The 18,026-nt window shown below is 66.2% G+C and carries 17 protein-coding genes; 11 read left to right on the forward strand and 6 right to left on the reverse strand.

Annotated elements, in window-relative coordinates; all coding sequences use genetic code 11:
* Nucleotides 1-76: 76 nt before the first annotated feature.
* Nucleotides 77-1,780 (reverse strand): class I adenylate-forming enzyme family protein, encoded by a 1,704-nt coding sequence (locus SPHN_RS07480; RefSeq protein WP_248522482.1) that lies wholly within the window; start codon nt 1,778-1,780, stop codon nt 77-79.
* 37 nt (nt 1,781-1,817) lie between these two features.
* Between SPHN_RS07480 and lgt the strand changes: the two genes are divergently transcribed.
* The 6 genes from lgt to SPHN_RS07510 all read left to right on the forward strand — a co-directional run bounded on the left by lgt (nt 1,818) and on the right by SPHN_RS07510 (nt 7,427).
* On the forward strand, nt 1,818-2,750 hold the full coding sequence (gene lgt, locus SPHN_RS07485) for a prolipoprotein diacylglyceryl transferase (protein WP_432715065.1): 933 nt from the start codon (nt 1,818-1,820) through the stop codon (nt 2,748-2,750).
* A gap of 141 nt (nt 2,751-2,891) precedes the next feature.
* Nucleotides 2,892-3,953, forward strand: coding sequence for a class I SAM-dependent methyltransferase (locus SPHN_RS07490; RefSeq protein WP_248522486.1), 1,062 nt, complete (start codon nt 2,892-2,894; stop codon nt 3,951-3,953).
* Nucleotides 3,950-4,462, forward strand: coding sequence for a GNAT family N-acetyltransferase (locus tag SPHN_RS07495; RefSeq protein WP_248522488.1), 513 nt, complete (start codon nt 3,950-3,952; stop codon nt 4,460-4,462). Before SPHN_RS07490 ends, SPHN_RS07495 begins: the two co-directional genes overlap by 4 nt.
* Nucleotides 4,463-4,607: 145 nt before the next feature.
* Entirely contained in the window at nt 4,608-5,366 is a 759-nt protein-coding gene (gene pgeF, locus SPHN_RS07500) for a peptidoglycan editing factor PgeF (protein ID WP_248522967.1), read from the forward strand.
* A 76-nt stretch (nt 5,367-5,442) separates the two neighbouring features.
* Nucleotides 5,443-6,789 carry a cystathionine gamma-synthase family protein gene (locus tag SPHN_RS07505; protein WP_248522490.1) on the forward strand — a complete coding sequence of 449 codons (1,347 nt, stop codon included), beginning with the start codon at nt 5,443-5,445 and terminating at the stop codon, nt 6,787-6,789.
* 119 nt (nt 6,790-6,908) lie between these two features.
* The gene (locus SPHN_RS07510; protein WP_248522492.1) at nt 6,909-7,427 is read left to right on the forward strand and encodes a phosphoribosyltransferase; all 519 of its coding nucleotides are present in this window, start codon (nt 6,909-6,911) and stop codon (nt 7,425-7,427) included.
* Nucleotides 7,428-7,722: 295 nt separating this feature from the next.
* Here SPHN_RS07510 and SPHN_RS07515 read toward each other — a convergent pair whose 3' ends face one another.
* The gene (locus SPHN_RS07515; RefSeq protein ID WP_248522494.1) at nt 7,723-8,103 is read right to left on the reverse strand and encodes a glycine zipper 2TM domain-containing protein; all 381 of its coding nucleotides are present in this window, start codon (nt 8,101-8,103) and stop codon (nt 7,723-7,725) included.
* Nucleotides 8,104-8,258: 155 nt separating this feature from the next.
* Here SPHN_RS07515 and SPHN_RS07520 point away from each other — a divergent pair, with 155 nt between their 5' ends.
* Nucleotides 8,259-9,284: an esterase-like activity of phytase family protein gene (locus tag SPHN_RS07520; RefSeq protein ID WP_248522496.1), complete on the forward strand. Its 1,026-nt coding sequence runs from the start codon at nt 8,259-8,261 to the stop codon at nt 9,282-9,284.
* Between the two features lie 201 nt (nt 9,285-9,485).
* Here SPHN_RS07520 and rpmB read toward each other — a convergent pair whose 3' ends face one another.
* Complete coding sequence (gene rpmB, locus SPHN_RS07525; RefSeq protein WP_056053386.1) at nt 9,486-9,785, reverse strand: 50S ribosomal protein L28; 300 nt, start codon at nt 9,783-9,785, stop codon at nt 9,486-9,488.
* A 171-nt stretch (nt 9,786-9,956) separates the two neighbouring features.
* Between rpmB and SPHN_RS07530 the strand changes: the two genes are divergently transcribed.
* Nucleotides 9,957-10,175 (forward strand): hypothetical protein, encoded by a 219-nt coding sequence (locus tag SPHN_RS07530; RefSeq protein WP_248522498.1) that lies wholly within the window; start codon nt 9,957-9,959, stop codon nt 10,173-10,175.
* A 60-nt stretch (nt 10,176-10,235) separates the two neighbouring features.
* Nucleotides 10,236-10,664 (forward strand): nucleoside deaminase, encoded by a 429-nt coding sequence (locus tag SPHN_RS07535; protein ID WP_248522500.1) that lies wholly within the window; start codon nt 10,236-10,238, stop codon nt 10,662-10,664.
* A gap of 152 nt (nt 10,665-10,816) precedes the next feature.
* Here SPHN_RS07535 and pepN read toward each other — a convergent pair whose 3' ends face one another.
* A complete protein-coding gene (pepN, locus tag SPHN_RS07540) occupies nt 10,817-13,405 on the reverse strand; it encodes an aminopeptidase N (RefSeq protein ID WP_248522502.1) in 2,589 nt (862 codons plus the stop codon).
* A gap of 106 nt (nt 13,406-13,511) precedes the next feature.
* Here pepN and SPHN_RS07545 point away from each other — a divergent pair, with 106 nt between their 5' ends.
* Nucleotides 13,512-15,206: a M28 family metallopeptidase gene (locus SPHN_RS07545; protein ID WP_248522504.1), complete on the forward strand. Its 1,695-nt coding sequence runs from the start codon at nt 13,512-13,514 to the stop codon at nt 15,204-15,206.
* A gap of 4 nt (nt 15,207-15,210) precedes the next feature.
* On the forward strand, nt 15,211-16,047 hold the full coding sequence (locus tag SPHN_RS07550) for an NAD(P)-dependent oxidoreductase (protein WP_248522506.1): 837 nt from the start codon (nt 15,211-15,213) through the stop codon (nt 16,045-16,047).
* Here SPHN_RS07550 and SPHN_RS07555 read toward each other — a convergent pair.
* On the reverse strand, nt 15,960-16,883 hold the full coding sequence (locus SPHN_RS07555; RefSeq protein WP_248522508.1) for a DMT family transporter: 924 nt from the start codon (nt 16,881-16,883) through the stop codon (nt 15,960-15,962). The genes SPHN_RS07550 and SPHN_RS07555 overlap by 88 nt on opposite strands.
* A complete protein-coding gene (locus tag SPHN_RS07560) occupies nt 16,880-17,881 on the reverse strand; it encodes a threonine aldolase family protein (protein ID WP_248522509.1) in 1,002 nt (333 codons plus the stop codon). The genes SPHN_RS07555 and SPHN_RS07560 overlap by 4 nt, the downstream gene beginning before the upstream one ends.
* Nucleotides 17,882-18,026 lie beyond the last annotated feature (145 nt).

The following is an 18,026-nucleotide window of genomic DNA, read 5'->3' on the forward strand; positions in this document are numbered from 1 at the left end:
AGCTGTGCCTCCCCGTTATCCTGGGTCCTGACTTTCGTCAGGATGACAGAAATGGGAGACCGCTTATCCCACAAATTCAGGCCATCGCTCGGTACGTTGCCTTGAGCGAGACCTTGTCGATCTTCTCCGTCCCCAGTCTCGGCAACGGCTGTTCCGAAATCCAGATCCGCTGCGGTATCTTGAACGCGGCGATGTGCTGGTGGAGGAACGCGCTCAGGTCGTCCGACGTCAGCGTTTCGCCGTCCTGTGGCACGACCACCGCACCGGGGACTTCGCCAAAGCGCTCGTCCGCCAGGCCGAACACGGCAGCCTCCGCCACCGCCGGATGCTCGTACAGCGCCGCCTCGACTTCCTGACACGAGATGTTCTCGCCGCCGCGGATGATGATGTCCTTCTTGCGGTCGACGATGAACAGATAGCCGTCCTCGTCGAGATAGCCGATGTCGCCGGTCCGGAAATAGCCGTCCGACGTGAACGCCGCAGCGGTCGCGTCGGGGCGGTTCCAATATTCCTTGAAGTTGCAGACCGAGCGGATGCAGACCTCGCCGCGCTGGCCCTGGTCGACCGGGTGGCCGGCGTCGTCGAGAATCGCGAGGTCGACCAAAGGCGCGCCAGGGCGGCCGGCGGAATTAGGCTTGGCGAGGTAGTTGCTGCGCCAGTTGCCGGTGCCGACGGCGTTGGTTTCGGTCAGGCCGTAGCCGATCAGCGGTGCGCCCCCCTTGCCAGCCGGACCGGCCATCTCCTCGTCGATGCGGCGGACGTGATCGACCGGGCGCGGGGCGCCACCCGCGGCGAAATCGGTGACGGTCGACAGGTCGTAATTGGCACGATCGGGGTGATTGAGGATCTCGAAGCTCATCAAGGGCACGCCGACGAAATACGTGACACCCTCGGCCTCGATCAGCCGCATCGCCTCGCCCGCATCCCATTTCGGCATCAGCACGAGTTTGCGGCCCATTGCGAAGCTCTGGAGAAACACGGGGACTTCGCCGGTAATGTGGAACAGCGGGATCGTCAGCAGCGTGACCGGCTGGCCGACCGGCGGATTGCCTTGCGCGGTGGCGATGCCGACCATCATCATCGCCTGGCCGAGATAGTTGAAGATGCCCTGCACGATCGCGCGGTGCTCGGACAGCGCGCCCTTCGATTGGCCGGTCGAACCGCTCGTGAACAGGATCGTCGCATGATCCTCGGGCCCGAGCAGCGGCAGGTCGGCGGTGTGGTCGTCCTTTGCGAACACGGCTCCGAGCGCTTCGGCAAGCGGTCGCGAATCGTCGATCTCGACTACCGGTGCGCGCAGGCCCGCGATCTGCTTGAGCCGTTTCACGCGCGGCGGATCGGCGAACACGAGGGCGCAATCGACCTCGCCGATCGCCGTCTCCAGCTCTTCCGCCTGCCACCAGCCGTTGAGCAACGTCGCGACGCCGCCAGCCATGACGATGCCCATGTAGAGCACGATCCACGACGGCGAATTGCGCATCGCAATGCCGACCCGGTCGCCCTTGGCGATGCCGTACCCGCCGACGATGGCGCGCGCGGTGCGCTCGGCGGCAGCGTAGACTTCGCCAAACGTCAGCCGCTCGGCGCCGGATACCAGGAAGACGGCGTCGCGGTGCTCGTTGGCATAGTGTGCGAAATAATAGCTGAGCGCGGGCGGCGCGGCGGCGATCGTCGGCAGTTTTACCCCGAACCGCTCGACCGAACCGAGCGCCAGTATGCCGTCCGGCGCGGTCAGCGCGGCCATCGTCGAATCCATAGCCAGGTCCAGCTCGGTCCGCATATCGCTCTCCTACTTGGTCTTATCGTTATCGGCCTTTATGCAGGGGCGAACGCGTGGGGAAAAGCCTTTGATCCTGTCGACCATCACCGCCGCTGCGGGCGTAGCGCCTGCCGTCGGCAGTCACATCCGTTTCGAGGATCTGGGGCTCCACCCCGACGTCTTCTCGATCGGCTTCTTCACGCTGCGCTGGTACAGCCTTGCCTATATCGGCGGAATCCTGCTCGGCTGGTGGTATTTGCTGAAGCTCCTCGCGCAGCCCGGCGCACCGATGGCGCGGCGGCATGCCGACGACCTGGTGTTCTACGCGACGCTGGGCATCATCCTCGGCGGGCGGCTCGGCTATGTGATCTTCTACGCGCCCGAGATGTTCCTGCATCCCTTGCGCATCTTCCGGCTCTGGGACGGCGGCATGTCGTTCCACGGCGGGGTGATCGGCACGTCGATCGGGCTGATCCTGTTTGCGCGGAAGCATCAGCTCAACTGGTTGCGCGTCCACGATTATATCGCGTGCTGCGTTCCCTTCGGGCTGTTCTTCGGGCGGCTCGCGAACTTCGTGAATGGCGAGCTCTGGGGCAAGCCGACCGATGTCGCATGGGGGATCATCTTCGAGCGCACCGTGCCGTTCGGGATGGTCGAGCCGGCGCGGCATCCGAGCCAGCTGTACGAGGCGGGGCTGGAGGGCATCCTCCTGTTCGCGCTGCTCTGGTTCGCGTTCTGGAAGACCAAGGCGCGCTACGATCCGGGCAAGCTCGTGGGACTGTTCGTGCTGGGATACGGCCTCGCCCGGTTCACGGCGGAGTTCTTCCGCGAACCCGATTCGCAGTTGCGCGCCTTTGCCGAGTCGACTGGGTTGCACATGGGGCAGTGGCTGTGCGTGCCGATGATTCTCGGCGGCGCGTATCTGGTCGCGACGTCGGCCAAGCGGCGGGTGCGGGTCGAGTCGATCGCGGGGACGCAGAGCGTCGCCTGACGCGGCTCGCCTCTAATAGAAGCACCACCCCGGCGGAGGCCGGGGCCCAAGTGGAACGTCCATGGTGACATGCGTTGCGCGCTGTTACATCGACCTTCCCCATTGGGCCCCGGCCTCCGCCGGGGTGGTAGAGATTTTACGATGGTCGACATGCCCGACACTCCCTTGACTGATACCGCCCTCCCGGAACGCCTCGCCCGAGCGATCGCGCTCGCAGGTCCCATCCCCGTCGCGCAGTACATGGCGGCCGCTAACGCACACTACTATGCGACCCGTGATCCGATGGGGGTGGGGGGTGACTTCATCACTGCGCCCGAGATCAGCCAGATGTTCGGTGAGCTTGTCGGCCTTTGGTGCGCCGATCTGTGGGACCGGGTGGGGCGGCCGGATGTGGCTTGGGTCGAACTCGGTCCAGGTCGCGGGACGCTGGCTGCCGATGCTGCGCGGGCGATGGCGAAAGCCGGGCTTACGCCCCCCGTACATTTCGTCGAAACCAGCCCAGCGCTGCGCGCGGCTCAGGCCGAGCGCGTGCCCGCCGCCATCTGGCACGACGCGATCGACACGCTGCCGACCGATCGGCCGCTGATCGTCGTCGCCAACGAGTTCTTCGATGCGCTGCCGATTCGCCAGCTCGTCAAGCGCGAGCAGTGGCATGAACGCCTCGTCGCTGCGCAGGACCTGCTGTTCCTACCGATCGCCGGCAAGCCGCTGCCCGATGCGGTGATTCCCGAACCGTTTCGCGAGGCACCCGCCGGCTCGGTCCTGGAAACCTCGCCTGCGGCCGTCACGATCGTCCGCGGCCTTGCCAAACGGATCGCGGCGCAGGGCGGCGCGCTGATCGCGGTCGACTATGGCTATGAGGGGCCGGCGCTCGGCGACACGTTGCAGGCGGTGCGCGGGCATGCGTTCGCCAACCCGTTCGAGGCGCCCGGCGAGCACGACCTGACCGCGCATGTCGACTTCACCACGCTCGCCGCCGCGGCACAGGCCGAGGGCGCGGTCGCGTGGGGGCCGGTGACGCAGCGCGATTTGCTCGGTGCATTAGGCATCGATTCGCGGACGTCGGCGCTCGCCAACGCATCGCCCGCGCGGGTGGAAGCACTGGCTGCCGATCGGAGGAGGTTGATGGACGACATGGGTATTCTCTTCAAAGCGCTAGCGATTACCGCGCCAGATTGGCCAACCCCGGCGGCGTTTGCATGATTACCTATCGCGATGCCTTGCCAGCCGACGGCGCAGAACTCGGCGCGATGGCGAAGCGGTCGTTCACCGACACCTTCGGCACGCTGTACCGGCCCGAAGACCTTGCCGCGTTTCTCGACCAGACGTTCGGGCAGAAGGGGTTGCCGGCGCAGCTGTCCGACCCCGCCTACACGGTGCGCGTGGCGGTGGACGAGGCGGGCGAGATCGTCGGGTTCGCCAAGATCGGACCGGTCGTGTTTCCCGGCGAATGGCCTGCGACCGCGATCGAACTTCACCAGCTTTACGTCAGTGGGGACCAGCATGGTGCGGGTGTTGGCCCGGCGTTGATGGACTGGGCGATCGATGTCGCGCGGGCTGGGGGGCGGACGGAAATGATCCTCAGTGTGTATGTGGATAACCATCGGGCGCACCGGTTCTACCAGCGGTACGGCTTTGTCGAGATCGGGCGGTATGTGTTCATGGTTGGGGAGCAGCCTGACGATGATCGGATCATGCGGCTCGTCTTGTGATCGACGGTTCTAGTAGCCGCTACCCCGGCGCAGGCCGGGGCCCAATTGGAGAGGTCGTGGTAACGATGCGCAGTCCTTTGTCAGCGAGGTCCCCCAATTGGGCCCCGGCCTTCGCCGGGGTGGCTGCATGGGTGGGGTGGTGGATATGACTCTCGACGTCATTCGCGCGAAGTCGCTCGGCGACATTCCCCACGGGTTTCTCGGCCGTCGCGGGGGTGTCTCGATCGGCGCCTACGCGAGCCTCAACGTCGGTATCGGCTCCGACGACAATACCGCCCACATTGCCGAGAACCGCCGCCGTGCGACCGAAGCGGTCCTGCCGGGGGCGAAACTCGTTGGGCTCTATCAAGTCCACTCTGCCGACGCGGTGACCGTGATCGAGCCGTTCGACGCTGCGATCCGACCGCATGCCGATGCGCTGGTGACCAACCGTCCCGGTCTCGCGCTCGGCATCCTCACCGCGGATTGCGCGCCGGTGCTGTTCGCCGACCGCGAGGCCGGCGTCGTCGCGGCGGCGCATGCCGGCTGGAAGGGCGCGCTTGGCGGCGTCACCGATGAAACGATCCTCGCGATGGAGGCGATCGGTGCGCAGCGCGACCGGATCGTCGCCGCAGTCGGGCCGTGCATCGCGCGCGCCAGCTACGAGGTCGACGACGGCTTCATCCGTCGATTCTGCGAGGCGGATCCGGCGAATGAGCGCTTCTTTGCGGATGGCCGTGCGGATCATTACCAGTTCGACTTGGAGGCCTATGTCGTCAGCCGGCTTGCGGTGGCGGGGATCGGGCGGATCGAAGCGCTCGGGTTGGACACCTATACCGACGAGGACCGGTTCTTCAGCTATCGGCGTGCGACCCATCGCGACGAGCCCTCCTACGGTCGTCAGATCAGCGTCATTGGCCTGTAACGGGTCCCAAATCCCGCACGGCTCGTTTAGGCTCGGCACATCGGCCCGCGCCAGACGGGCCACGCAGGAGCATATGATGTCCGATACCCCGAATAACGCCGGTGCCATCCCCGCCGAAACCGAAGCCGACCTGACCGGCGTAGCGGCACGCGTCGCGCCGAAGCCCGAGGTCGAGAAGATCGGCGGGCGCAAGCTGAAGCCGTCGACGCTGATGATGGGCCACGGTTACGACCCCGCTCTGTCGGAAGGTTCGCTGAAGCCGCCGATCTTCCTCACCTCGACCTTCGTCTTCCCCAACGCAGCGGCGGGCAAGCGTCACTTCGAAGGCGTCACCGGCAAGCGTCCGGGCGGTGCGGAGGGCCTCGTCTATTCGCGCTTCAACGGGCCGAACCAGGAGATCCTCGAGGATCGCCTCGGCGTCTGGGAAGAGGCGGAGGACGCGCTCGCCTTCTCGTCGGGCATGTCGGCGATCGCGACGCTGTTCCTCGCGATGGTCAAGCCGGGCGACACGATCGTCCATTCGGGGCCGCTTTATGCCGCGACCGAGACGCTGATTGGCCGCGTGCTCGGTAAGTTCGGCGTGAAGTGGCTCGACTTCCCGGCTGGCGCGACGCGCGAGGAGATCGACGCGGTGATGACCGAGGCGGCGACCGGCAACGTCGCGCTGATCTACCTCGAAAGCCCTGCGAACCCCACGAATGCGCTGGTCGACGTCGAGGCGGTCGCCGCCAGCCGTGACGCGATCTTCAAGGGTGAGAAACCCCCGATCGCAATCGACAACACGTTCCTCGGGCCGCTGTGGTTCCAGCCGCTTAAGCATGGCGCGGATATCGTCGTGTATTCGCTGACGAAATATGTCGGCGGGCATTCCGATCTCGTCGCCGGCGGCGTGCTCGGCACGAAGGAACATATCAACACGATCCGGACGATGCGGAACACGATCGGGACGATCACCGATCCGAATACCGCGTGGATGCTGTTGCGGTCGCTCGAAACGCTAGAGCTGCGTATGAGCCGGGCGGGCGAGAATGCCGCGAAGGTCTGCGGCTTCCTGCGGCATCATCCGAAGGTCGAGCGGGTCGCGTATCTCGGCTTCCTAGAGGACGAGCCCGGCATGGAGCGGCAGGCGGACATCTATCGCCGGCATTGCACCGGTGGTGGCTCGACCTTCTCGCTGTACCTCAAGGGCGGCGAGCGCGAGAGTTTCGCGTTCCTCGACGCCTTGAAGATCGCCAAGCTCGCGGTGTCGCTCGGCGGTACCGAGACGCTGGCGAGCCATCCGGCGGGGATGACGCATCTGTCGGTGCCCGACGCGCGGAAGCAGGCGCTGGGGATTACGGACAACCTCGTCCGGATTTCGATCGGGGTGGAGGATCCGGACGATCTGATCGCCGATTTCGAGCAGGCGCTGGAGACGATCTGAGTTGTGTCTCCCGCGAACGCGGGAGTTCAGGGTTAGGATCGCTGCACCTCTAACCCTGGGCTGCTGCTTTCGCAGGAGAACGGCTAGCTCTCGCAACGGCAAGTCGGTAGCGTCCAAGAATGCCGATTTTCACCCCTATCCCGCAGCACGAGTTCGTCGCCGCGATCCACATCCTCGCCGCCAAGCTGGTCGAGGATACCGAGTGGAAACCCGATTACATCATCGGGATTGGTCGTGGCGGTCTCGTGCCCGCAGTGTTCCTCAGCCATGCGATCGGTTTGCCGACGCTGTCGGTCGATTATTCCAGCCAGGTGAAGGACTTTGCCGACGAGCCGCTGGTGAAGCTGGCCGCGCGCACGCGCAATGGCGAGCGGCTGCTGTTTCTCGACGATATCAATGATTCTGGGCGGACGATCACGCATTTGCGGGGAGCGCTGGCTGCGGCGGGGGCGGTCGAGGGCGCGGTGCGGTTTGCGATGTTGATCGACAACGTCAGTTCGGCGGAGCGGATCGAATATAGCGCGCGGGTTATCGATCGGGCGGTGACCAAGGACTGGTTCGTGTTCCCTTGGGAGGCGGTCGCGCCGGCTGCGGCGATTGCCGAGGACGCGGCGGAGGTGCCTGAGCGGATCGCGTGATCCACGCCCGCCCGTCATCCTGACTTTCGTCAGGATGACGGAATGTGGGGCGTCGAGCCTGCACCATTAGCGCCGGTATCGCTCGACTGCGGACGAACAAAGGGCCGGCTTCCGAACGGGAAGCCGGCCCTCGCCCTCGATACGCTACGCGAGGGAACTGGGGAACTGGTGTGGTGGCCTAAGCGGGGCGCGACGTCGGCGAAGCCGTCGTCGGTCGGGTCAGGCGCTGCCTGCCCACCGTCCGTGCCGGCGGGTGCTCGGCCGCTTTGCGGCGAGCACCGACCCGTTGCCGGGCTTAGCGCCGGCAGTACCGCGGGTTATCCGACTTATCGATTGCGTTGCCGGCGAGACCACCGCCCGCGGCGCCTAGCACTGCGCCGAGCGTCCGGTCACCGCGACCTGCGATCGTGTGGCCGAGCAGGCCGCCGGCGAGTGCGCCGACGATCGTGCCACCGCTGTTGTCGCAACCGCGACGATTGCGGGCGTTGTAGCGGCGATCGTTGCCGCGATACTGGCGATAGCCACGATCGTAGCCACCGTCGCGATAGCCGCCCTGATAGCCATCGTAGCCACGCTCGTAGCGCGAGCCATAACGCTGCGCATCGGCGGCGGCGGGAACGAGGGCGGTCGCACCCAATGCGAGGGCACTGGCGGCGAGGGTAAAAGTCTTGAACATCGTGCGTCTCCCGTTGGGGATTTCGGCGGCGGCGTCTGCCGTGCTTCCATCCTCGATGAAACGCTTATGGGTGATTCGCATTGAGCCGAGCCTGAATGCCTCCGTTATCCGCGGTTCATGCTTCCGCGGATCGCCGGACGCCCTATGAGGACGCGATGCGGCGCTTGATCACTGTCCTGTTCGTCGCCGTGAGCGTCTGTGCAATCGTGCCGACCTGGTCGGGCGAAGCGCGGCTCGACCTGCTCGGCGATCGCGCGCAGTTGACCGCGACTCGCGTGATGCTCGATCGGACTAATCCGCGGCACGTGCGAGTCGGGGGGCTGACCTATCTCGGCGGCGTGGCGCTCGCCAGCCGAGACCGGGCGTTCGGCGGGTTCTCGTCGCTAGACGTCGCCGCCGCGATCACCGGGAATCGCTTCACGCTGCTCAGCGACGGCGGCAATGTCGTGCAGTTCGACATGGGGCTGGACTGGCGCCCGCACCGCATCGCCTTCACCAACCTGCCCGCCGGGCCCGGCATCGGCTGGGAGAAGCGCGACCGCGACAGTGAATCGATGGCGATCGATCCGGCGACGGGCAGGATCTGGGTCGGGTTCGAAGATGGCAACACGATCTGGCGTTATGCACCGGGGTTCGCGCGGTACGAGGCGCGGGTGGCGCCGGACGCGATGCGCAAATGGCCGGCGAACGGGGGATCGGAATCGATGGCGCGGCTGCCGGATGGCCGATTCGTCGTGATCAGCGAGGAGGCGCATGTGCGTCGATCGGACTGGAGCGGGTCGGAGAAGGCGCGACTGCGGACGCGGCAGGCGTTGATCTTCACGGGCGATCCGACCGGGGCCGCGCCGCCGTCGCGTTTCGCCTACGAACCGTATGGTCGGTATGATCCTTCGGACATCACCGCGTTGCCGAATGGCGACCTGCTGGTACTCGATCGCGGGTTTCGCCTGCCGTTTATCTTCTCGGCGCGGATATCTCGGGTGGCGGCGCGCGATGTGGTGGCGGGGCGAATCGCACGCGGCGAATTGATCGCCACCATCGACGCGCCGCTGATCCACGATAATTTCGAGGGGATCGACACGACGGTCGAGAACGGCGCGACGATCGTGTGGATCGTGTCCGACGACAACCAGATGGTTCTTCAGCGGACGCTGTTGCTGAAGTTGCGGTTGGAGCGGTAGCGGCGGGGCGGGTTTGTAGCCACTCGCCCGTCGTGCCTTTACCCCTGATCCCAGCTTTCGCTGGGATGACGGGCAACGTGGACCAGGGACCTGGTCGCCGTCTGTGGAAGTACGGCCATGCAGACCCATCACCCACAAACGCCGACGGCCCGCTCTGCGAAGTGCAGGGCGGGCCGCGGTGATCGCAGTACGACGTCGCTGTTAGGCGGCGACGGCCGAAGCTGCGATCTTCTTGACGACTTCGCGCTTCAGGCGACGAACGCGGAGCGACAGCTTGTCGTCCGAGACCTTCACCAGCCAGTTGTCGAGGCCACCGTTGTGCTCGACGGTGCGCAGGCCATGCGTCGATACGCGCAGCTTGACGCCCTTCTCGAGCGAATCGGAAAGCAGCGTGACGTTTTGCAGGTTCGGCAGGAACGTGCGCTTGGTCTTGTTGTTGGCGTGGGAGACGTTGTTCCCGACCATCCGGCCCTTGCCGGTCAGTTCGCAGATGCGCGACATGTGATTACCTATTCAAGTGTCGGGAGGAACCCCGGAAAGGCGCGCGGATAGCTGGCACGCCGGCTTTCGTCAACCGATTGTGCGTAATACGGTTGTGCAACCCGCGGCATTCGAGGACGTTGTTACGCTATCGAACTGTTCGCTGCGAGCCGTTCAAAAAGGGGATGTCCTATGCGTACGCTCTTGTCACTGGTGGCTATCGTGATTCTCGTGGTGGTCGGCCTGATGTATTTCGGGATCATCAACATCGACCAGACCCGCCAGGGCGTCGTCCAGGCGCCGAAGTTCCAGGCGGACGTCGCCAAGGTCACGCTCGGCACCGAGAACAAGACGGTGGCGGTGCCGACGATCAACGTCGAGAAGCCCGCCAACAGCCAGGCACCGAACTGAGCTTTACGGCACGCGGGCGGCGGGGCAGGGCCTGAGGCCATGTTCCCCGTCCCCGAACCTATGCGCCGCGCGCTCGACGCGGCCCGCGATGCGGCGCTGGCCGGGGAAGTCCCGGTTGGCGCCGTTGTCGTGAAGGACGGCGTCATTATCGCGACGGCGGCCAATGCGCCTCGGGCGTTGTGCGACCCCACTGCGCATGCCGAAATCCAGGCGATTCGCGCAGCCGCTTCGGTGTTGGGGAGCGATCGGCTTGAGGGGTGCGATCTTTGGGTGACACTTGAGCCATGTGCGATGTGCGCCGGAGCCATCGCGCATGCCCGGATTGCGCGGCTCTATTATGGGGCCGCGGATGCAAAGGGCGGCGCGGTCGAGCATGGACCGCGTTTTTTTGGTCAGGCGACCTGCCATCATCGGCCTGAGGTTTATGCGGGGATTGCGGAGACCGAGGCGGCGATGATGCTGCGGGAGTTCTTCGCGAGCCGCCGGTAGGGGCGAAGCGATCCATGATCCTCCCCCGTCAGGGGGAGGTGGCGCCGAAGGCGACGGAGGGGGAGGACACGGAACAGAGGTTTTCCCTCTCCTCCCCCTCCGTCTGGCAAGGGCCAGACACCTCCCCCTGGCAGGGGAGGATTAGACTCAGTTCAGCCCTCCAAACTCTTCGACGCCTGTTCGAACAGGTCCTTCGACAGCCCCGGCGTCCGCACGATCCGCTCCAGTTCCCCGCGCATCAGCGCCGCCCGCGCTGCATCGAACCGGCGCCAGCGGCCGAGCGGCGGCAGGAGTTTCGCGGCGGTTTGTGGGTTGAGGCGGTCGAGCGCGATCAGCTGGTCGGCCAGGAACCGATAGCCGCCCCCGTCTGCGGTGTTGAACGCACGCTGGTTCGCCCCGAACGCGCCGATCAGCGAGCGCGCGCGGTTGGGGTTAGTCAGGGTGAAGTCGGCATGCCCGGCCAGCGCGGCGACGACCGCGCCGGTATCGTCACGCGACGACTGTGCCTGCGCCTGGAACCATTTGTCGAGCACCAGCGGATTGTCGCAATATTGGCTGTAGAAGATGTCGAGCGCGGTGGTGCGGATGTCGGATGTGCTGCTGACGAGCGTCGTCAGCGCGCCCATCCGGTCGGTCATGTTGTCTGCCGAATCGAACTGCGCAAACGCCAGGTCAGCCGCATCCGCTGCGCCGCTCGCTGCTATATAGCCGAGTGCTACCGTCCGCAGGCGACGGAGGCCCTTGCCCTCGGGCGTGTAGGCATAGGGCTGTCCTTCACCACGTGCGTACGCCTGCCGCCATTGTGCTTCGAGCCGCGTGCCGAGGGCGTGGCGGAGCGTCTCCCGCGCGCGGAAGATCGCCTCGGGGTCGACGACGGCCATCTGGTCGCCGATAAAGCTCTCCGACGGCAGCAACACCGCCTCCGCGACGAACGCCAGATCGAGCGCGGCGTCGGCGAGCGTGTTCGCCACCGCGGCGATCACGCCTTCGTGATCCGTGCGGCCTTCCACCGAGGCGACCAGCGTATCGAGCATCAATTGCTGCATCGCCTCGTAGCGCGCGAACGGATCGTCGTCGTGCGCGCTGAGGAAAGCGAGATCGGCGGCGGTGCGGTCGGTCTCGACCACCACGGGGGCGGAGAAGCCGCGGTTGATCGACAGCACCGCGCGCTCGGCGAGGCCTTCGAACGTGATCGTGTCGAGCGTGTCGTCGAACAGGACGAGGCGTTCGTCAGTCAACGCCGCGCCGGACTCCGCGCCGAACAGCTTGATCCGCAACGGCAGGACCATCGGCGACTTCACCGGCTGGCCCGGCGTCGCGGGAACCTGCTGGGCGAGACGGAGCGTCGCGCGGTCGCCGTCCTGCGAGAGGCTGGCGGATACGCGCGGCGTGCCTGCCTGCGAATACCAGAGGCGGAACTGGGTGAGGTCGACCTTGCCGCCTTCCTCCATCGAGGTGACGAAATCCTCGCAGGTCGCGGCCGTCCCGTCGTAGCGGTCGAAATACAGGTCGGTGCCGGCGCGGAAGCCCTGCGGGCCGAGGATCGCGGCCATCATCCGGATCAGTTCGGCGCCCTTGTTGTAGATCGTCGCGGTGTAGAAGTTGGAGATTTCCTGGTAGGATTCCGGGCGTACCGGATGCGCGAGCGGGCCGGAATCCTCGGGGAACTGCGACGCGCGCAGGCCGCGGACGTCCTCGATCCGCCTGACCGCGCGCGAACCCTGGTCGGCGGAGAAGCCCTGGTCGCGATAGACGGTAAAGCCTTCCTTCAACGACAGCTGGAACCAGTCGCGGCAGGTGATGCGGTTGCCCGACCAATTGTGGAAATACTCGTGCGCGACGACCGCGGCGATCGCGTCGTAATCGTAATCGGTCGCGGTATCCGGGTCGGCCAGGATGTAGCGCGAATTGAATATATTGAGGCCCTTGTTCTCCATCGCGCCGAAGTTGAAATCGTCGACCGCGACGATGTTGAACACGTCGAGGTCGTATTCGCGGCCATAGGTCGTCTCGTCCCACGCCATCGCGAGTTCGAGCGCCTTCAACGCGTGGTCGGTCTTGGGCAGGTCGGCCTCGCGGACCCAGATGCCGAGCGACACCTCGCGCCCCGACATCGTCGTGAAGCTGCTGCGGTTTACGGCTAGATCGCCGGCGACCAGCGCGAAGAGGTAGGATGGCTTCGGAAATGGGTCGTGCCAAGTCGCCCAATGGCGGCCGTCTTCGAGGTCCCTCTGCGCGACCGGATCGCCGTTTGCGAGCAGCACGGGGAAGTGCTTCCTGTCCGCGGTCATGCGCACCGAATAGACGCTGAGCACATCGGGGCGGTCGGGGAAATAGGTGATGCGGCGGAAGCCCTCCGCCTCGCACTGGGTGCAGAGATTGCCACCCGATGCGTAGAGCCCCATCAACTGCGTGTTGCGATCGGGGGCGATCTCGACCTGTGTCTCGACGACATGCGCGGCGCCCGTAAGCGGGATAACGAGTTGCTCGCCGTCGATCCGCCAGTCGTTGATCGCGACGCCGTCGACCGTGACCGACAGTGGCTTTTGCCCTGCGCCGTCGAGCCGCAGCGGTGCGTCGTGATCGCCGTTGCGCGTGACCGACAAGGTCGCGGTAACCCGCGTGGTGGACGGATCGAGGTCGAAATCCAGCTTCGTCTCGGGGACCAGCCATTCGGGCGGGGTGTAATCCTCGCGGCGAATGACGAGCGGGTGGGCGAGACTGTTTTGGATATCGAGCATATGCTGGCGAATATAGGGCCGCGCCCGCCTATCGCCAGCCAAAGCTTGCGCGGGTGTCGGTGCATGCTACGCCGAGGCAACACGTTCCCTTTGCAAGGATTTCCGGATGTATCGTCCTCTCGGCGCGCTCGCGTTGCTCGCGCTTTCTACTTCTGCCCTTGCACAGACTGCGCCGCAGACGGCCCCGGTGACCGCGCCGAATACTGCCGAACTGAACGCAAAGCTTGCGGCCCCGCTGCCGGCGGATCAGGCGGCAATGAAGGCACATGTGATGTTTCTTGCATCGGATGCGATGAAGGGGCGCGAGGCTGGCAGCCCCGAGTTCGACATCGCCGCGCAATATGTCGCCGCGCAATTCTATGCCGCGGGGCTGCGTCCGGGCGGCGATGCGGGGGGGTATCTCCAGGCGGTGCCGCTGGTGTCGTACAAGGCGGCAAGCAAGGGCAATTTCGTCTGGACCGGTCGCGGGGCCGCGCAGCCGCTCGTGTTCGGTGAGGATTACGTGCCCGCCGCGAACGGCGCGAAGGCGGAGACGAGCGTTTCGGCGCCGGTGGTCTTCGTCGGGTACGGGATCGACGCGCCGCAATACGGTCAGGACGACTACAAGGGCGTCGACGTGCGCGGCAAGATCGTCGCGTATTTCGGCGGCTCGCCGGCGCGGTTCGGCGGTGAGGAGCGTGCGTTCTTCGGGTCGGGCGGTACCAAGGCGGCGACCGCACAGGCGAAGGGCGCGGTCGGCGTGATCACGCTGGAGAGCCCGCGCTCGGCCAAGGTGCGGACGTTCGCCAAAATGGCGGACTCCTACGCTACGCCGCGGATGACTTGGGCGAACCCGGACGGCACGGGCAAGGTCGACGCCGCGCGCGCGCCGTCGCTCGGCACGGTCAGCATGGTCGGTGCGGCCAAGCTGTTTGCCGGTGCGAAGACGCCGTGGAGCCGGATCGTCAAGCAGGCGGACAGCGACAATGCGAAGTTCAAGTCGATGCCGCTGGTCGGCTCGCTGACGGTCGCGACCAAGACGAGTTTCGTACCCGCCGCGAGCAGCAACGTCGTCGGCGTGATCCCGGGCAGCGATCCGGTGGTCGGCAAGGAGGTCGTCGTGCTGTCGGCGCATCTCGACCACATCGGCATCACCAAGCCTGTGAAGGGCGACGCCTTGAACAACGGCGCGCTCGACAATGCGATCGGCATCGCCAGCCTGATCGAGGAGGCCAAGCGCTTCACGGCCAGCGGGCAGGCGCCCAAGCGGGCGATTATGTTCCTGGCCGTCACCGGCGAGGAGAAGGGGCTGGTCGGCAGCGATTATTTCACCAACCACCCGACCGTGCCGCTGACCTCGATCGTCGCGGACGTGAACCTCGACATGCCGATCCTGACCTACAAGTTCGAGGACATGGTGGTGTTCGGCGCCGAGCGCTCCACCATCGGCCCGATCGTGCAGAAGGCGGTGGCAGCGATCGGCGTCGGCCTGTCGCCCGACCCGATGCCGGAAGAGGGGATCTTCGTCCGCTCGGATCACTTCCGCTTCGTCCAGAAGGGTATCCCTTCGGTGTTCCTGTGGCCGGGTCAGAAGGGGCCGGGCAAGGCCGCGGTCGCGTATTTCATGGCGAACAATTATCACAAGCCGTCGGACGATTTGATGCAGCCGATCCTGTGGGATCAGGGCGTGCGGTTCGTCGATGCGAACTACCGAATCGCGCGCGAGATCGCCGATGGCGCGCAGCGGCCGGTGTGGAATGCGGGCGATTATTTCGGGACGCTCTACAAGGGCCCGATGGCGCCCACCGGGACGGGGAACTGATCGTATGAGCCGGCTGCTGATCTTCGGTCTGGGGTACACGGCGTCGCGGATCGCGGAGCGGCTGGCAGCGGACGGCTGGCATGTCGTTGGTACGACGCGCGATGGGCGCAATGGTACGCTCCGGTTCGACGATGTGGACGCGGTGACGGCGGAGATCGCGGCGGCGACGCATATCCTGTCGTCGGTGCCGCCCGAGCATGATGCGGACCCGGTGCTCGGGCGCTACGGGTCGCTGCTGCTGCGGACGCGGGCGTGGCTCGGATACCTGTCGTCGACCGGCGTGTACGGCGATGCGCAGGGGGCGTGGGTCGACGAGACGTCGCCGATCGGTGGCGGGCGTCGTAGCGCGCGGGCGGCGGCCGATGCGGACTGGCTGGCCATTGGCGCGCGGACGTTCCGGTTGCCGGGGATCTATGGCCCCGGTCGTTCGCCGCTCGACCGGGTGCGGCAGGGCAAGGCTCATCGGATCGAGCAACCCGGGCAGGTGTTCAGCCGCGCGCATGTCGATGACATCGTCTCGGGCGTGATCGCCGGGTTCGATGCGCCGGCGGGGGCGTACAACATCGCGGACGATGTGCCCGCGTCGCAGAACGACGTCGTGGTGTTCGCGGCAATGCTGCTCGGGATGCCCGCGCCGCCGTTCGTGACGCTCGAGGAGCTCTCGGCGATGGGGCGCGGGTTTTATAACGAGAACCGGCGGGTCGCGAACGACAAGGCGAAGCGGGTGCTGGGCTGGACGCCCGCCTGGCCCGACTACCGTGCCGGCCTGCGGGCGCTGAGTGCGATGACGAGGCCGATCCCGGACAATATCGCGCCGGCGACCGCCAGGGTCGACCAGTGATAGCGCTCGAAGATCGTCGATAGCAGCATCGCGATCACCGGCACGATCACGCCCGAATAGGCCGCCTTGGCCGGACCGATCGCACGGATGACGTTGAAATACAGCGGGAAGGCGAGCGCGGACGCGAACACGCCGAGATAGAGGATGCCCGCGACATAGCCGAAGCGCGGCTCGAACACCGGCGGCCCGGTGGTGATCCAGGCGAAGGCTGCATCGAGGCTAGCACCGATCAGCATCGCGATCGCCAGCGTCGGCGCCATCGGATAGCGCTTGGCGAACGCGCTGCCTTGAATGACGTTGGCGACCGATGCCGCCATCACCCCGCACAAGGTCAGCACGATGCCGATCGTCGCCGAGCGCGGCCCGTGCGGATCGACGCGCGCTTCGTTGACGAACAGCAACGCGACGCCCGCCATCGCGACCGCGCACCCGACCATGAGTTGGCGCCCGAGGCGTTGCTTGAGGAAGATGCGGCCGAAGATCGCGTTAGGGACGAGCAGGAGGGCGAACACCACCGCGACGAGCCCGGAGGTGACGTAATGCTCGGCGCGGTAGACGAAGTTGAAGTTGAACGTGAACAGCGCGATACCGATGACGGCCGCGAACGCGTAGCCGCGGGCGTCGAACTTGAAGCTCTCGCGCTTGATGGTGGCGTAGATCGCCATCGCGATGCCGGCGACGAGAAAGCGATAGCTGATCGACCAACTCGGTGGGACCACCGCGATCTGGTCGCGGATGACGAGCCAGGTCGAACCCCAGATCAGCGTGACGATGCCGAACGGGATCAACACTGCGGCCCGCGTAGACTGTGGCGGGTCGGTTGGGCCGGGGGTCATAACTCCCGGATCGCGTCGGCGAGCAGGGCGACCGCGTCCGCCGGGCTGTCCCAGGCGGTGACGAGCCGGATTTCGTCTGCGGCCCAGTCGTAGAAGTCGAAGCCCCTCGCCCGCAGCGCTGCGGCTTCTTCCGGCGTGGCGCGGAGAAACACTTCGTTCGCCTCGACCGGGTGGACGAGGCGATTGTCGGCCGCGGCGGCGAGTTTCGCCGCGGCGTCGTTCGCGGCCTTGGCGTTGGCGAGCCAGAGGTCGTCGTCGAGCATCGCCAGGATTTGTGCGGCGAGGTAGCGCCCCTTCGACAACAACAGGCCGGCGCGCTTGCGGCGGTATTGCGTGACGGCGGCGAGGTCGGGCTTGAAGAAGACCAGCGCCTCCGCGCTCATCGCGCCGTTCTTGACGAAGCCGAAGCTGAGCGCGTCGACGCCGGCGCGCCACGTCATGTCGGCGGGCGAGCATCCGAGCCGCGCCATCGCGTTGGCGAACCGCGCGCCGTCCATGTGGAAGCCGAGCCCGCGCTCCTTGGCCAGCGCGCCGATCTCCGCGACTTCGTGCGGCTGGTACACGCGGCCATATTCGGTGGCGTTGGTGATCGAGATCGCGTGCGGCTGGACGCGGTGGACGTCGTCGGGGATCGCGTCGATGACGGTGCGGATCGTGTCGGGGGTCAGCTTGGCGCCGTCGCCGTCGGCGAGGAACAGCTTGGCGCCGTGGGTGTAGAATTCGGGGGCGCCGCCCTCGTCGTTCTGGATGTGCGCGTCGCGGTGGCAGACGATGCCGCCATAGGGCGGGCAGAGCGCTGCGAGCGCTAGGCAGTTGGCGGCGGTGCCGGTGGGGACCCAGAGGACCGCGACCTCTGTTTCGAACAGGTCGGAGAGGCGGCCGTCGAGCTGCTGGCTCCACGCGTCGCCGGCATAGGCGGTGTCGAGCGTGTCGGCGGCGGCGATCGCGGCCATGACGTGGGGGTGGATCGTGGCGGCGTTGTCGGAGAAAAAGCGCATGGGGAAGACATGCTGCGATGCGGTGGTGGCGTCAACGGGGGCGTTAGCTCGGAGCTTTCTACTTCGTCATCCTGGGCTCGACCCAGGACCCAGAGCCACGGATGTTGCCGTTTCGGGCTCTGGGTCCTGACTTTCGTCAGGATGA

Origin of the sequence: Sphingomonas faeni (assembly GCF_023195535.1) — a bacterium.
In the GTDB taxonomy this organism is placed as follows: domain Bacteria; phylum Pseudomonadota; class Alphaproteobacteria; order Sphingomonadales; family Sphingomonadaceae; genus Sphingomonas; species Sphingomonas faeni_B.

Bases quoted from the DNA above. Each gene is read 5' to 3' on its own strand.
- SPHN_RS07510 (WP_248522492.1), top strand. From the start codon at position 6,909: ATGCCGATTTTCACCCCTATCCCGCAGCACGAGTTCGTCGCCGCGATC.
- SPHN_RS07550 (WP_248522506.1), top strand. From the start codon at position 15,211: ATGAGCCGGCTGCTGATCTTCGGTCTGGGGTACACGGCGTCGCGGATC.
- SPHN_RS07535 (WP_248522500.1), top strand. From the start codon at position 10,236: ATGCGCCGCGCGCTCGACGCGGCCCGCGATGCGGCGCTGGCCGGGGAA.
- SPHN_RS07490 (WP_248522486.1), top strand. From the start codon at position 2,892: ATGGTCGACATGCCCGACACTCCCTTGACTGATACCGCCCTCCCGGAA.
- SPHN_RS07515 (WP_248522494.1), bottom strand. From the start codon at position 8,103: ATGTTCAAGACTTTTACCCTCGCCGCCAGTGCCCTCGCATTGGGTGCG.
- SPHN_RS07560 (WP_248522509.1), bottom strand. From the start codon at position 17,881: ATGCGCTTTTTCTCCGACAACGCCGCCACGATCCACCCCCACGTCATG.
- lgt (WP_432715065.1), top strand. From the start codon at position 1,818: ATGCAGGGGCGAACGCGTGGGGAAAAGCCTTTGATCCTGTCGACCATC.
- SPHN_RS07480 (WP_248522482.1), bottom strand. From the start codon at position 1,780: ATGCGGACCGAGCTGGACCTGGCTATGGATTCGACGATGGCCGCGCTG.
- SPHN_RS07545 (WP_248522504.1), top strand. From the start codon at position 13,512: ATGTATCGTCCTCTCGGCGCGCTCGCGTTGCTCGCGCTTTCTACTTCT.
- SPHN_RS07505 (WP_248522490.1), top strand. From the start codon at position 5,443: ATGTCCGATACCCCGAATAACGCCGGTGCCATCCCCGCCGAAACCGAA.
- pgeF (WP_248522967.1), top strand. From the start codon at position 4,608: ATGACTCTCGACGTCATTCGCGCGAAGTCGCTCGGCGACATTCCCCAC.
- rpmB (WP_056053386.1), bottom strand. From the start codon at position 9,785: ATGTCGCGCATCTGCGAACTGACCGGCAAGGGCCGGATGGTCGGGAAC.
- SPHN_RS07495 (WP_248522488.1), top strand. From the start codon at position 3,950: ATGATTACCTATCGCGATGCCTTGCCAGCCGACGGCGCAGAACTCGGC.
- pepN (WP_248522502.1), bottom strand. From the start codon at position 13,405: ATGCTCGATATCCAAAACAGTCTCGCCCACCCGCTCGTCATTCGCCGC.
- SPHN_RS07530 (WP_248522498.1), top strand. From the start codon at position 9,957: ATGCGTACGCTCTTGTCACTGGTGGCTATCGTGATTCTCGTGGTGGTC.
- SPHN_RS07520 (WP_248522496.1), top strand. From the start codon at position 8,259: ATGCGGCGCTTGATCACTGTCCTGTTCGTCGCCGTGAGCGTCTGTGCA.
- SPHN_RS07555 (WP_248522508.1), bottom strand. From the start codon at position 16,883: ATGACCCCCGGCCCAACCGACCCGCCACAGTCTACGCGGGCCGCAGTG.